The sequence below is a fragment of the Luteibacter mycovicinus genome, assembly GCF_000745235.1.
Lineage (GTDB): Bacteria > Pseudomonadota > Gammaproteobacteria > Xanthomonadales > Rhodanobacteraceae > Luteibacter > Luteibacter mycovicinus.
Window position 1 is genome coordinate 1,126,377 of sequence record NZ_JQNL01000001.1, and the last position, 13,674, is coordinate 1,140,050.

A 13,674-nucleotide genomic window follows, 5' to 3' on the forward strand; every position below is an offset into this window, starting at 1 on the left:
GTTACCTCCCGATCAACTGGCGCATGGTGTCCCACGCGGCCGTCTGCAACGAGTCGAACGCACCGGGAAGGGCGCGCAGCGAGAGCCATACGGCGAGGACGCCGAGGCAGATCGTGATCGGAAAGCCGACCGCGAAGAGATTCATCGATGGCGCCGAGCGGCTGATGGCGCCGAAACCGAGGTTGACCACCAGCACCGCGGTCAGGGCCGGCAGGGCGACGCGCACGGCGCCGGAGAACAGATGCGACGCGAAGCTCAGGACGCCCCACAGGCCATCGGCGCCGATGCCACCGTCGCCCACGGGCATGCTGCGAAAGCTGTCGGCCAGCAGCGAAATGAGCTGGAGATGGCCGTTCAACACCAGGAACATCAGGGTGACGAGCATCGTGTAGAACTGGCTGATGACCGGCGTGGTGCCGCCGACACCCGGGTTCACCGTCTCGGCGAAACCCAGGCTCATGGCCTGCGAGAGGAACTGGCCGCCAAACGCCACGGCCTCGAAAACCAGCTTGAGGATGAAGCCCAGCGCCGCGCCGATCAGCACCTGCTGCGACATCACGGCCACGCCCGCGGCCGACAGCGGCCGGATATCCAGCGGCGCCAGCGGGGCCAGCACCATGGTCAGCAGCACGGTCAGACCGAGGCGGATACGCATCGGGATCATCGTCGAGCCAAGTACCGGCGCGACCAGCATGAGCCCGGAGATGCGGGCCAGCGCCCACATGGCGCCGCCGACCCACCCCTCGAGCTGGCCCAGGTCGATCGGCATCAGCGCACCGCCTGAGGCAGGCTCTCGATGAGCGTGCGGGTGAACTGCACCAGCGTACGCAGCATCCACGGGCCGGTGATGATCATCACCAGCGCCATGCAGATCAGCTTCGGGATGAAGCTCAGGGTCTGCTCGTTGATCTGGGTCGCGGCCTGGATCATGCCCACCAGCAAGCCCACCGCCAGCGCGGTGAGCAACAGCGGGGCACCGATCAGCATGGCGACGTGCAGCGCCTGCTGGCCGAACGCGATGACCGATTCCGGCGTCACTGGAAGAAGCTCCCCGCCAGCGTGCCGAGCAGCAGTGTCCAGCCGTCGACCAGCACGAACAGCATGATCTTGAACGGCAGCGAGATGATCATCGGCGAGACCATCATCATGCCCATCGACATCAGCACGGAGGCCACGACGAGGTCGATGATCAGGAACGGGATGAACAGCAGGAAGCCCATCTGGAAGGCGGTTTTCAGCTCGCTGGTGACGAAGGCGGGCAACGCCACGCGATACGGCACGGCGTCCTTGTCGGCGTACGGCTGCTCGCCGGCCAGCCTGGTGAACAGCTGCAGGTCGGGCTCACGCGTCTGCTCGAGCATGAAGTGACGGAACGGTGCGGCGGCCAGCGGCAGCGCGTCCTGCACGGTCATCTGACCGTCCATGTACGGCCTGATCCCGGCGTCATACGCCTTGTTGATCACCGGCGTCATCACGAACAGGGTGAGGAACAGCGACAGCCCCAGGATCACCTGGTTGGGTGGCGTGCTGTTGGTACCCAGCGCCTGGCGCAGGAAACCCAGGACGATGATGATCCGCGTAAACGAGGTCATCATCAGCAGGATCGCCGGCAGCGCGGTGAGCGCCGTCATCAGCGCCAGCATCTGGATCGACAGCGACCAGGTCTGGCCGCCATTGGCGCCCGGCTGCACGTTCAGCAGCTGAATGCCCGGCGGATCCGCCGCGAACGAAGCCAGCGGCAACAGCAGCGACACAAAAAACCCCACCCACAGGCAGCAGCGCCTGAAGGAGCCCGCCCCGCGGGCGACGCGAGCCCCCCTCACGACCGCTTCCACTGAGCAAGCACGTCCCGAAACCCACGCATCGCAGGGGCCGCGGGCACGGAAGGATCGTCCGACACCGGCGTCTCCAGCACATGCAACGTACGCAGCCCGCCCGCAGGCGACGCACCCACCAGGATCTGCGTGCCGCCAACCTCCAGCAACATCACTTTTTCCTTGATGCCCACGGGCATCGATTCGATGACGCGGATCTTCCGGCCACCCGGACTCACCCGTGCCTGAGCACGACGAGCCATCCAGCCGACGAAGAAAATGAGCGCCACGACGCCGAGCAGGCTGATCAGGACGCGGACCAGTTCCGCGCCCGAATCGACCGCCGGAGCGGCGACCGGAGCCGCCATCAGGGCGCAGGGAAGGGAGCCACCGGCGAAGGCGGCGACAGTACGGCGCATGGGAATCACCGCAGCTTGCGGACGCGCTCGGCCGGGCTGATCACGTCGGTCAGCCGGATACCGAACTTCTCGTTGATGACCACGACTTCGCCGTGGGCGACCAGCGTACCGTTGACGAAGACGTCCAGCGGCTCACCGGCGGCGCGGTCGAGCTCGACGACGGAGCCCTGGTTGAGCTGCAGCAGGTTGCGGATGCTGATCCTGGTCCGGCCCACTTCCATGGCCATGGTGACCGGCACATCGAGAATGACGTCGAGGTTGACCTCGCTGCCGAGCCCCATGGTCCGGGCCAGGGCGGCATCGGTGCCTTCGATATTGTCGAGCGTGGATTCGTTCATGTCCGTTCCAGAGTGTCGTTACCGGGTTACGGGAGCTATGAAGCAATCCGCGTGCCACGCTGTCGAAACGCTGGAGACTGTAAATTTACCGTGTTTTTTCAGTGCTTTGAACGACGCTTTCCGGTCACGTCTCGCGCCCGGAAAGTGACGCTCGGCGGAAACCTGACGCTCGACGGCAGTTAGTCACCGAGCCGGTCCATTGACGGCACTTCACGCCAGTACGGGCATCGGCTCCGTCGTGGTCACCGGCATCGCCCTGCCCTCGCCGCGCTTGCGCATCAGCGAATCGAACTGCACCGCCTTGTTGCCTCCGGAGTTGGCCATGCGGCCCCGGAAAATAGGCACGTCTTCGGCAAAGACCGTTGCCGTTTCGGGCAGGCTGATCGGGATGATGTCGCCCTTGCGCAGGTGCAGGAAGTCGCCGATGGTCAGGCGCGCCTCGGCCAGCATCGAGGTGATCTCCACTTCCGCATCGAGAATTTCCTCGTGCAGATTCTGGATCCAGCGCTCATCGCGCTCGGCCCGGTCGCTCTGCACACCGGCATCGAGCAGTTCACGGATCGGCTCGACCATCGAATACGGCAGCGTGAGATGGACTTCACCGCCGCCGCCGTCGAGCTCGATATGGAAGCGCGACACCACCACCGTCTCGGTCGGGCTGACGATGTTGGCGAACTGCGGGTTGATCTCGGAATTGAGGAACTCGAACTGCATCTTGAGGACCGGCGCCCATGCTTCCGCCATGGCCGAAAAGGCCTCCGCCAGCACGATCTGGATCACGCGGTTCTCGGTCGGCGTGAAGTCGCGGCCCTCGATACGCGCGTGGTACCGGCCGTCACCACCGAAGAAGTTGTCGATCACCGTGAACACCAGGCGCGGCTCGAACACCATCAGCGCGGTACCGCGCAGCGGCTTGATGCGAATGAGGTTGAGATTGCTCGGCACCGCCAGCGAGTGAACGTACTCGTTGAACTTGGTCATCTTCACGCCAAGCACCGACACTTCGCAGGACTTGCGCAGCACGTTGAACAGGTTGGCGCGGAAATACCGGGCGAAACGGTCGTTGACCATCTCCAGCGTGGGCAAACGCCCGCGCACGATACGGTCCTGCTGGGTGAAATCGTAGTCGTGCACACCGCCCGGTGGCGGCAGCTCGACCTCGGTTTCGACGGCACCGCCTTCCACACCCGCGAGCAGGGCGTCGATTTCTTCCTGGGTGAGAATGTCGCTCATGGCTGCGGGTGTCCCGTCACTGCATGATGAAGCTGGTGAAATAGACCGCGTCCACCCCGGGGCGACCGATCTTTTCCTTCAGCACGCGCTGAATCTCGGCGAGCGCGGCGGCCTGCAGCTTCTGCTTGCCCTTGACGTCGGACAGGGACTTCACGTCCTGCGCGGAGAACAGCATCAGCAAGGCATTGCGGATCTCGGGATCGGCTTCCTTCGCCGCGGCGATCGCCTCCGGGTCGTGAGACATGACGTTCACACCGACCTGAAGGAAACGCAGCGCCGCCTCATCCTGGAAATTGACCACGAAGGCCGGATCCAGCTGCAGATAAACCGCCGGTTTGGCCTTGGCCGCCGCGGCGGCATCGGCCGCACTCGTCTTGCCGTGGCCGCCCTTCATCAGAAACCAGCCGCCCGCACCGCCCGCCGCCAGCACGATGACCGCGCCGATGATCAGCAACTTGCCCTTGCCCTTCTTCTTTGCGGGAGCGCCTTCGGGCGCGTCCATCTGTGCTGCGGCCATGCGTGAAAAACCTCTGTGATGCGAATGCGATGTCGTCGTTGCCCGATGGGCTCACGGGTATTGTTGCAAGCGACGTGCCATCTGCGTACATGTAGCGCGATGCGCATCCCGCCTCGCGTCGCGCCGTCGTCGCCCCGAATACGCATTGTCGCCGCGACGACGAATTGACGCGCGCCAATTCGTCGTCACCCAATCGATCGTCAGGCCACTTCGTCGACCAGACCGCGGGATACGCGCGAGGTCGCCAGGGTGACCGTCGCGCCCTGTGCATCGTCCGCGCCACCCTGCCCCGCGCCGCCGTTGCCGGCATGCCCGTCGTCCTGCCCGGTCTGGCGCTGACCCACGTCGGTCTGGCCGAGCGACAGGCCGTGATGCGCCAGCATGGTGTCGAGCTGCGAGAGCGTCTGCTGGACGGCATGCACCGCTGCCGGGTGCTGCGCCATGATCGCGACATTGACCTTGCCGCCGTCGACATTCACGCGGACGTCCATGCTGCCCAGCTCTTCGGGGTGCAACTTGATCCGCGCTTCCTTGACGTCACCACCGCCCATCCAGGCGATCTGCTCGCCCAGTTCCTGGGCGAACTGCGGCGAGGTGGCGGCCTGTGTGGCCTGTACCTGCAAGGCCGCGCCGTCCACCGGTGCCAGACCGGGCGTATGGGTCAGCGGCATCGGGCTGGTCGTCGGATCGGAAGGCGACGCGGCGTCCTCCTTTCCCGTGCCCACGGTCACCGTGCGCGCGGCCAGCAGCGCAGCCAGCGGGGATCCGGCGGCCGTCGACGCGGTCGCATCGGCAAGGGCACCGGCGCCCTCGGTCGACGCCAGCATCGCACCCTTGCCGTCGCCACCCGTCACGGCGGCAGCGGCAGCGTTCGGCAGACCCATGGCCAACGCGCCAGCGCTGAGATCGCCCGTCTTTCCGGCGACGCCCTTCAGGGCACCCAGCGTCTTCGACGCCAGTTCGGTCACCTTGGGCGGTACGCCGATCAGGGCGAGCATCGTGCTGGCAATGGACGTGTCGTCGTTGTCGGACGTGTCGTCCTTCTTCGCGTCATCCTGATTGGCGGTCTTATCCGCTTTCGTACTCGCGACCTTGCCGTCATCGGCTTTGGCAGACGTCGTGCTCTTGTCGTCGCGCTCATCGGCACTGTCGTCCTTCGCCTTACGCGTGTCGGACGGTGCGTTGCCGCGGCTGCTGGCATGGGCGTCAGCCGCATGCGGCCTGACCGTGCCGCCGGCGTCGGTGTGCGCCTGGGCGTGCGCGCTGTCGAGCACCGCGTCGAAGCGCTTCGACGGGGTCGTGTCGTCGTTCGCCCTGGCCGTCGCGTTCGACGCGGACGTGGGTGCCTGGCTGACCGGGCGGGCGAGGTTGAGGGCGACAGTGGCGTTATTCATGCGGTGCTTCCGGTGAGATCATGCCGAGCCCCTGGGGTTACGGCGGTACTGCGAGCGCTCGTCGGCCTGTTCCTGCTCCCGACGATCCTGTGACTTACGTTCCTGGTCGCGATACCTGGTGGTCACCGACTCGAGCGCCTTGGCACGGCCGCGGGCCTCCGCCCACGACTGGCGCGCTCGTTCGAGCCCCTGCTCACGACGCTGGACTTCGCTCATCTGCTGCACGATGGCCATGTCGATCTTCTGCAGGAACTGCTGCCGGTTGAGCAACGCGCTGACGCCGATGCCATCGGGCATCGCCGCGTACTCGTTGCGATAGCGACGCAGCTCGGCCAGCTGCTGTTCGCTCTCGGCAAGCGTCCGCTGATGCGTGGCGAGCGCACGCGTCGCGTCCTCCGCCTTCTCCGCGGCGATATCGACAACGGGTTGCAGGCGGTCGGCACGCGAGGCCATCAGTTAGTCCTCGCGACATCGACGAGGCCGGCTTCCGCATCGGCCAGATCCACCGGCACATCGGTTTCCTGCTGCAGGAAGGCCGAAAGACGCGGATACAAGGCAATCGCCTCGTCCGTACGCGGATCGCTACCCTTCTGGTACGCCCCCACCGCGATGAGGTCGCGCTGCTGGCGATACGCCGAATACACCTGGCGGAAGCGCTGGGCGGAACGCATGTGATCCTTGCTGACGACCGCCGGCATGACGCGGCTGATCGACGCTTCGATGTCGATCGCCGGGTAATGACCGGCTTCCGCCATGTCGCGCGACAAGACGATATGACCGTCGAGAATGGCGCGCGCGGAGTCGGCGATCGGATCGTGGCGGTAATCGTCGCCTTCGGTGAGCACGGTGTAGAACGCCGTGATCGAGCCGCGACCTTCCGCGTCGTTGCCCGCGCGCTCCACCAGCGCCGGCAACATCGCGAATACGGACGGCGGATAACCCTTGGTGGCCGGCGGTTCGCCGATCGCGAGCGCGATCTCGCGCTGCGCCTGGGCATAACGGGTGAGCGAATCCATCAGCAGCAGGACGCGCTTGCCCTGGTCGCGAAAATGCTCGGCCACGGCGGTCGCGACCTGAGCGCCGCGCAGGCGACTGAGCGGCGGCGCGTCCGCGGGGGCGGCGACGACCACCGCGCGACGGCGACCTTCCTCGCCCAGCGTATGGTCGACAAATTCCTTTACTTCGCGGCCTCGTTCGCCAATCAGACCGACCACGACGACGTCGGCGTCGGTGAAACGGGTCATCATGCCCATCAGCGTCGACTTGCCGACGCCGGAACCGGCGAACAGGCCGATACGCTGGCCGCGACCGACGGTCAACAACGAATTGATCGCACGCACGCCGACATCGAGCGGCGTATCGATCGGCTGGCGCAGCATCGGGTTGATCGGGTCGCGGCGCAGCGGTACCCGTTCGCGCGCCAGCAACGGACCCTGACCGTCGAGCGGGACGCCGTCGGGGCCGATGACACGACCGAGCAGCGAATCACCGACGGGAATGCCCGACACGGCGGCCACTGGCGTGACGCGCGCATTGGGCAGCACACCGTGCATTTCACCGGTGGGCATCAGCAGAAGCCGGCCATCGGAAAAACCGACCACTTCCGTTTCGAGCTGTTTGCCGTTCGCCGAGGTCACCATGCAGCGGGCACCGACCGGCGCTTCGCAGCCGACGGCCTCGAGCGTAAGGCCGACGACGCGGCGAAGCTTGCCTTCGGCCTGCATCGGGCTGACGCCCTCGGCGCTTGCGCGCTGCGCCGCCAGCGATTGACGCCAGTGCGCGACGCGTCCGGCGGTATGCGATTCGGCGTTCATGCCGGTTCGTCCAGCGCATCGGCTTCCGCCTCTTCGACACGGCCTTCCAGCACGCTGTCGATCACCGCGGCCAGTCGCGTCCGGAGGCGCGCGTCCAGGCGCGAGTGCTCGCTCTCCAGGCGCACGTCACCGCGCTCGAGCGCGGCGTCGTCGACGATCGAACCCTCGTGATCGACCGACGACCGGTGCTCACGCACGATCGCCGCATCCGCCGGGTTGAGGTGAATCTTCAGCTGACGGCTGCCAGCCGGCAGCACGTCGACGGCCTGACGAACCACGTCGACGATCTTTTCGGGGCGCGTCGCGATCTCATATCCCAGCACGCGCTCGGCGATGACGGTGGCGAGCACGGCGAGATCACCGGCCACGTCGGCGTCGAGATCCGCGAACGGGCGCTCCACGGCGGCGAACAAGGCGTCGAGACGCGCGACCTGTGCATCCAGTTCGCGCTTCGCCATCGCACGACCTTCGCTCAGGCCGGCATGGAAACCCTCTTCGCGAGCCTGGCGCTCGATCGCTTCGATCTCGGCCACGGTCGGCCGGTGCGGACCATCGTCCTCCTGCTCGACGACCTCGCGCGGCTCGGGACCACCCACGACGGGCAGCTCCCAGCGTTCGAACTGGTCGACGCGCTCGCGAGCGAGGATCGAGGTAAGGCTCATCAGACGAACTCTTCCCCGCCACCGGCGAGATTGATCTGGCCCGCGTCAGCCAGGCGGCGCGCGGTAGCCAGCACTTCCTTCTGTGCCGCATCCACCTCGGAGAGACGGACCGGACCCTTGACCTCGAGGTCGTCGCGCAGCATGTCGGCCGCACGCTTGGACATGTTGGCGAAGATCTTCTCGCGAATGGCCACCTCGGCACCCTTGAGGGCCGTGATGAGGCGCGCCGAAGGTACTTCGCGCAGCAGCGTCTGCATGCTGCGATCGTCGAGGTCGGCGAGGTCGTCGAAGACGAACATCAGTTCTTCGATGCGCTCACCCAGGCCCGAATCGATGCCGCGGATCGACGCCATGAGTTCGGCCTCACGCGAGGTTTCCATCGCGTTGAGGATATCCGCGGCCGCCTTGAGGCCACCGACGGTCGCCGACTTCAGCTTGTTGGAATTGCCTGAGAACTGGCGTTCCATGATTTCGTCGAGTTCGTTGAGCGCGTGCGGCTGCACACCGTCGAGTGTGGCGATACGCATCACCACGTCGCTGCGCGTACGGCCTGGCAGGTAGCCGATGACTTCGGCGGCCTGATCGGACTCGAGATGCGCCATCACCAGCGCGATGATCTGCGGATGTTCCTGCCCGATCATCTCGGCGATGGCACGGCTTTCCATCCACTTCAGCGATTCGAGACCCTTGCTGCTGCGACCGAGCAGGATGCGGTCGATGAGACCGCCGGCCTTGTTCTCACCCAGTGCGTTGACGAGGATGCGGCGGATGTATTCCTCGGTGCCCACGCCGATCGACGTATGCTGACCGACGTCTTCCTGAAGCTTGGTGAGCACCAGCTCGACCTGCTCCTTGCTGACGTTCTTCAGCGCGGCCATCGCCGAGCCCACGGCCTGCACGTCGCGCGCGCCGAGGTGTTTGAGGATGGACGCGGCGTCTTCTTCACCCAGGGTGAGAAGCAGGATCGCCGCTTTTTGTGCGCCCGTCAGGGCCTCTTTCGACTCAGCTGCCATCGTCGGATACCCAGCTCTTCACGACCTGCGCGATCTGCTTCGGATTTTCGGCGGCCATACGCTTGGCGAGACCCACCTTCTGTTCGTAAGCCAGCAGCGCGGGCGAGCCCAGCTGCGGCGAGGACGTGCTGACACGATCCGGCGACATGTCGTCGTCGTCCACCATGACCGACACCGAAGGCATCGGACCGGCGAGCGCGACGTTGTTCATGGCGATCGGCGCGGGCTTGAGCAGCCCCTTGAGAATCGGGCGCAGGACGAAGAAGCCGACGATCAGCGCGATCATCACGCCCAGCCCCTGCTTGATCAGGTCGAGCATGCCGGGACGCTCGTAGAACGGCATGCCCTGCGGCTCTTCCTCGGCGACGGCGGCACGGAACGGCTCGTTGATGACACTGACGCTGTCGCCCCGGTCCGCGCTGAAGCCCACCGCGTTCTTGGTCAGTTCGGTCAGGCGGGTCAGCTCTTCCGGCGTGAACGACACGCTCTTCATCTTGCCGTCTTTGTCCGGCACCTGCTTGTTGTCCACGACCACGGCCACCGACAGACGCGCCACCTTGCCGGCGGGGTCCGTGACATGGCTGACGGTGCGATCGAGTTCGTAGTTGCGCGTCGCGTTCTGCGACTGCTGCGTCGGCGTGGCGGCGGTCTGCGTGCTGGCGTTCTGGCCGGCGGCGGGCTTGCCGTTACCGGCGGCCGGGTTGGCCGCCGTCGGGTTACCACCGGTGTTCGGCGGCTGGTTGCTCAGCGCACCGGGCACACCGGCGTTGCCGTTCGGCTCGGTACGCGTGTCGCTGCTGGTCTGTTCGCTGCGCAGCGCCGGGTTCTCGTGATTGAACACCTCGCTGGCCTTCTCCGTCTGCGAGAAGTCCAGGTCGGCGAAGACCTGGGCACGCACCTTACCCGCACCGACGAGCGGCGTGAGCAGGTCTTCGACGCGCTGCGTGTAGGTGGCTTCGATGCGATTGGACAGGCGAAGGCGGCTGTCGCCGATCGCGGAGGCGCTGTCCGGGTCGCTGACGGTGAGCAGGTTGCCGGTCTGATCGATCACCGACACCTGGCGCGTATCGAGGTCCGGCACGCTGGCAGCCACGAGATGAACGATGGCGGCGACCTGGCCCTGATCCAGCTGGCGACCGGGATAAAGCGACACGACCACCGACGCCGAAGCCGGCTTGTTGTCGCGCACGAAGGCGGAAGGCTTCGGCAGCGCGAGGTGCACCCGCGCGCCACGTACCGACTGCAGACCCGCGATGGTGTTGGAGAGGTCCGTTTCGAGCAGCGACTGGTAGCGCGAGCGCTCAGCCATATCGCTCATGCCGAACGGCGAATCGGCCTGCGGCAGCGCGGCGGCGGCACTGCCCTGCGGAAGACCCTGGCCCGCCAGCTTGAGGCGCACGCCGGCGACGTCGGCGGCCGGGACGAAGATGGAACTGCCGTCCGTGCTGAGCGTGTAAGGGGTATTGCCGGCCTGCAGCGCCTGCGTGACCGCGGCGGCGTCCTTCTGCTCGAGGCCGCCATACAGCAGGCCGTAGTTCGGTGCGCGCGACCACATGACCGCGGCGATACCGATCGCCACCGCACCCGCGATACCGGCAAGCATGAAGAGCTGACGGGCGGCCGGCGTCTGCGACAGGGACTTCAAAGAGTCCATGCGCGAGGCCGTGCTGCTATCCGTGGTGGCGACGCCGTTATCTGCCATGGGGAAAACTCGAATCCTGTGAGGTTGCTCATGCCGGATCGGATCAACGCGATCAGATCGACATGTTCATGATTTCTTTGTACGCATCGACCATCTTGTTGCGCACTTCGGTCATGGCACGGAAGGAGAGATCCGCCTTCTGGCCCTGAATCATCACTTGCGCCAGATCGATACCCGGGTCCCCGCGCTCGAATGCCGACGCCATCTGCGATGCCTTGGCCTGCGACTGCGCGACACCGTCGATCGACTGTTTGAGCACGTCACCGAAGGAACCTTTCGCCGCCTGCCCCGTTTCGCCGACACCCCGGATCGCGGGCATCTCGGTCTGCGCGCTGATGCGGCGCATCTGGAGCAGCAGGCTGTTCACATCGATCGTGGTCATGACGGTTTTCCAACGCGTTATCGGCTTACCGACACCCGATGCACGAGGTGTGCCAAACCGACGCGACTCAACCGGCCTGCACGGTTTCCGACAGGCCGTACTTGCGCAGCTTCTCGACCAGCGTGGTGCGCTGGACGCGCAGCAGCTTGGCCGCATGGGCGACGACACCGTTGGCCGAGTTCAGCGCCTGACGGATCAGGCCGATCTCGATACCCGCCAGGTGGTCCTTCAGGTCGAGGCCACCGAGCGGCAGCACCGCCGGATCGCTGTCGTTGGAGAAACCGAAGGTCTCGACCACCGGCTCCGGCTCGGCTTCCATCATCGCGATGAGTGCCGCACCCGACACTTCCTCGATCGGAAGTGCGCCCCGGTACTTTTCCGGCAGGTCGGCCGCACGGACCTCGCCCTGCGGCATGAGGATGGCCATACGCTCGACCAGATTGGACAGCTCACGCACGTTGCCCGGCCACGGGTGACGGCACAGGGCGGTCATGGCGCTCGGCGCGAAGCGCACCGAGGTCAGACCACGCTGCAGCAGGCGCTGGTTGAACTCGGCGATCAGGGCCGGCAGGTCTTCGAGGCGCTGGCGCAGGGCCGGCATTTCCAGCGGGAACACGCTCAGGCGATAGAACAGGTCTTCGCGGAAACCGCCGCGCTCGATGGCACCTTCGAGGTCGCGATGGGTCGCGGCGATGATGCGCACGTCGCAGCGCTGCGGGCGGTTACCGCCGACGCGCTCGAAAACGCGCTCCTGCAGGACGCGCAACAGCTTCACCTGCATCGGCAGGCTCATGTCGCCGATTTCGTCGAGGAACAGCGTGCCGCCCTCGGCCATTTCGAAACGACCCTTGCGGGTGCTGATCGCGCCGGTGAACGCGCCCTTCTCGTGACCGAACAGTTCGCTTTCGAGCAGTTCCGCCGGAATGGCGCCGCAGTTGATCGCGACGAACGGCTTGTCGCGACGCGGCGAGCAGTCGTGAATGGTGCGGGCGACCAGCTCCTTACCGCTGCCGGACTCACCCAGCACGAGGACGCTCGAATCGAACGGCGCCACCTGGCGGATCAGCGCGTTGACGCGCTGCATGGGACCGGACTGGCCGACGAAGCGCAGGTGGTTCTGAACCGGCTGCATGCGCGACTGCAGGGTGCGCAGGGCCTCGGACAGACGCTCGTAGCGGAGCGGCATGTCGATCAGCTCGACGTTGAGGCTCTGCGCGTCGTCGCCGGCGATCAGCGCGCTGGCGACCGGGGAATCGGCCGAGACCAGGAGCGGCAGGTTGCGGCCGTGGCGACCCAGGGCGGCCAGATAGCCTTCGAGTTCGGCTTCGTCTTCCACCGTACCGACATAAGCGGCGCGCCAGCCTTCGGCGGCGTCCGCAGCCTGCATGCGATGAGCGAGCACGGGACGGTAACCCAGGAAAGCCAGCGCGGAAGCGACGGTTTCAGCGCGCGATGCGTCGGATTCGACGACGAGAAAGTTGGAAGACTTCATCCTGAGATACCTCACGTTGCGTGTGATCGAAGGCCCGTGAGCGGGTTCGCGATGGAATCCCGTCGCCTTCGTTGCAAGGTATCAATCAAGGAGCGTGCCAACGCCGGAATTCTGGCGCCACAAGGCCGACATTCACGTAAGTACGGGGCTTGCGGAGGTGTGAGGAAAACCTTTTCGGCAAGTGATGACGGCGTGAGGGCGCCCCTTGGTGTCAGCCCTGACAACACGCGTCACGAATGTGACGCAGGACGCCACGCGACGTTCCTACGTCACGTGACGTAAAAGGTCACTTCACTCGCCCGAGCCGTCCTGAGGCCGTGCGTGGGCTCGTGCTTCGGCGACCTGGCGGCGGTGCTGGCGGAACACCAGTCGCTCGATACCGTCGCGGACGGACTCCGTCAGGCCCTCGAAGGCGATGAAGCCCTTGCCGTCCGTGGGACCGGCGAGGCGAACGCCCGGCAGCTCCAGCGGGAGGGCCCGGCACACGTCGAAATGCAGCTTCAGCATCACCGGGGTGCCCACGGCGGGCAGGCCGTCCCATGGCAAGGCGGCGCCGGCGGCGTTCACGCGGACCGGAATGCGGGGTGGCAGGACGGACTGAGGCAGAAGGAGCCGGTTGACGATCTCCATCAGGACGTTGAGCTTGGCGTCCAGACGGGCCACTTCCTGGGTCAGGGGGCTGTCGTCCTCGCCAGTGTCGCTGCGCCGGTCCATGAGGGCGGACACGGCGACCAGGACGTTGGTGTTGCGGTCGTTGATCAAGGCCAGGCCGGCCGGATCGGGACGCTCGGTGATCTCGCAGGTGGCGTGAAACCGGGAATCCCAGGCTACGCGATCGGAGAATGCCTTCCACGCTTCGTCAGTCATCCGTCCGTCCCCGCCAAAGGATGTGTC

Annotated in this window: 16 protein-coding genes; all 16 read right to left on the reverse strand. The window is 66.0% G+C overall.

The genetic code is table 11. The features are described 5' to 3' along the window. Nucleotide 1: 1 nt before the first annotated feature. A complete protein-coding gene (gene fliR, locus FA85_RS05085; RefSeq protein WP_036111223.1) occupies nucleotides 2-769 on the reverse strand; it encodes a flagellar biosynthetic protein FliR in 768 nt (255 codons plus the stop codon). Continuing rightward, the gene (gene fliQ / locus FA85_RS05090) at nucleotides 769-1,038 is read right to left on the reverse strand and encodes a flagellar biosynthesis protein FliQ (protein ID WP_036111221.1); all 270 of its coding nucleotides are present in this window, start codon (nucleotides 1,036-1,038) and stop codon (nucleotides 769-771) included. The genes fliR and fliQ overlap by 1 nt, the downstream gene beginning before the upstream one ends. Then, on the reverse strand, nucleotides 1,035-1,748 hold the full coding sequence (fliP, locus tag FA85_RS05095; protein WP_239739953.1) for a flagellar type III secretion system pore protein FliP: 714 nt from the start codon (nucleotides 1,746-1,748) through the stop codon (nucleotides 1,035-1,037). The genes fliQ and fliP overlap by 4 nt, the downstream gene beginning before the upstream one ends. A gap of 71 nt (nucleotides 1,749-1,819) precedes the next feature. After that, nucleotides 1,820-2,233: a flagellar biosynthetic protein FliO gene (fliO, locus tag FA85_RS05100; protein WP_239709101.1), complete on the reverse strand. Its 414-nt coding sequence runs from the start codon at nucleotides 2,231-2,233 to the stop codon at nucleotides 1,820-1,822. A 5-nt stretch (nucleotides 2,234-2,238) separates the two neighbouring features. Next, nucleotides 2,239-2,571 carry a flagellar motor switch protein FliN gene (gene fliN / locus FA85_RS05105; protein WP_051943380.1) on the reverse strand — a complete coding sequence of 111 codons (333 nt, stop codon included), beginning with the start codon at nucleotides 2,569-2,571 and terminating at the stop codon, nucleotides 2,239-2,241. Between the two features lie 210 nt (nucleotides 2,572-2,781). After that, nucleotides 2,782-3,804 carry a flagellar motor switch protein FliM gene (fliM, locus tag FA85_RS05110; RefSeq protein ID WP_051943379.1) on the reverse strand — a complete coding sequence of 341 codons (1,023 nt, stop codon included), beginning with the start codon at nucleotides 3,802-3,804 and terminating at the stop codon, nucleotides 2,782-2,784. A gap of 16 nt (nucleotides 3,805-3,820) precedes the next feature. Beyond that, nucleotides 3,821-4,321 carry a flagellar basal body-associated FliL family protein gene (locus FA85_RS05115; protein WP_036111218.1) on the reverse strand — a complete coding sequence of 167 codons (501 nt, stop codon included), beginning with the start codon at nucleotides 4,319-4,321 and terminating at the stop codon, nucleotides 3,821-3,823. 200 nt (nucleotides 4,322-4,521) lie between these two features. After that, entirely contained in the window at nucleotides 4,522-5,715 is a 1,194-nt protein-coding gene (locus FA85_RS05120; protein WP_036111215.1) for a flagellar hook-length control protein FliK, read from the reverse strand. Between the two features lie 18 nt (nucleotides 5,716-5,733). Next, entirely contained in the window at nucleotides 5,734-6,168 is a 435-nt protein-coding gene (fliJ, locus tag FA85_RS05125; protein WP_036111212.1) for a flagellar export protein FliJ, read from the reverse strand. Then, nucleotides 6,168-7,529, reverse strand: a complete 1,362-nt coding sequence (fliI, locus tag FA85_RS05130; protein ID WP_036111209.1) for a flagellar protein export ATPase FliI — start codon at nucleotides 7,527-7,529, stop codon at nucleotides 6,168-6,170. The genes fliJ and fliI overlap by 1 nt, the downstream gene beginning before the upstream one ends. Then, nucleotides 7,526-8,191, reverse strand: coding sequence for a FliH/SctL family protein (locus tag FA85_RS05135; protein ID WP_051943377.1), 666 nt, complete (start codon nucleotides 8,189-8,191; stop codon nucleotides 7,526-7,528). Before FA85_RS05135 ends, fliI begins: the two co-directional genes overlap by 4 nt. Then, a complete protein-coding gene (gene fliG / locus FA85_RS05140) occupies nucleotides 8,191-9,180 on the reverse strand; it encodes a flagellar motor switch protein FliG (RefSeq protein ID WP_239709175.1) in 990 nt (329 codons plus the stop codon). Before fliG ends, FA85_RS05135 begins: the two co-directional genes overlap by 1 nt. Nucleotides 9,181-9,193: 13 nt before the next feature. After that, nucleotides 9,194-10,906, reverse strand: a complete 1,713-nt coding sequence (fliF, locus tag FA85_RS05145) for a flagellar basal-body MS-ring/collar protein FliF (protein ID WP_036111204.1) — start codon at nucleotides 10,904-10,906, stop codon at nucleotides 9,194-9,196. A 52-nt stretch (nucleotides 10,907-10,958) separates the two neighbouring features. Continuing rightward, a complete protein-coding gene (fliE, locus tag FA85_RS05150; RefSeq protein ID WP_036111201.1) occupies nucleotides 10,959-11,288 on the reverse strand; it encodes a flagellar hook-basal body complex protein FliE in 330 nt (109 codons plus the stop codon). A gap of 67 nt (nucleotides 11,289-11,355) precedes the next feature. Further along, nucleotides 11,356-12,780: a sigma-54 dependent transcriptional regulator gene (locus FA85_RS05155; protein WP_036111196.1), complete on the reverse strand. Its 1,425-nt coding sequence runs from the start codon at nucleotides 12,778-12,780 to the stop codon at nucleotides 11,356-11,358. Between the two features lie 291 nt (nucleotides 12,781-13,071). Next, nucleotides 13,072-13,647 carry a PilZ domain-containing protein gene (locus FA85_RS05160; protein ID WP_051943375.1) on the reverse strand — a complete coding sequence of 192 codons (576 nt, stop codon included), beginning with the start codon at nucleotides 13,645-13,647 and terminating at the stop codon, nucleotides 13,072-13,074. Between the last annotated feature and the right edge of the window lie 27 nt (nucleotides 13,648-13,674).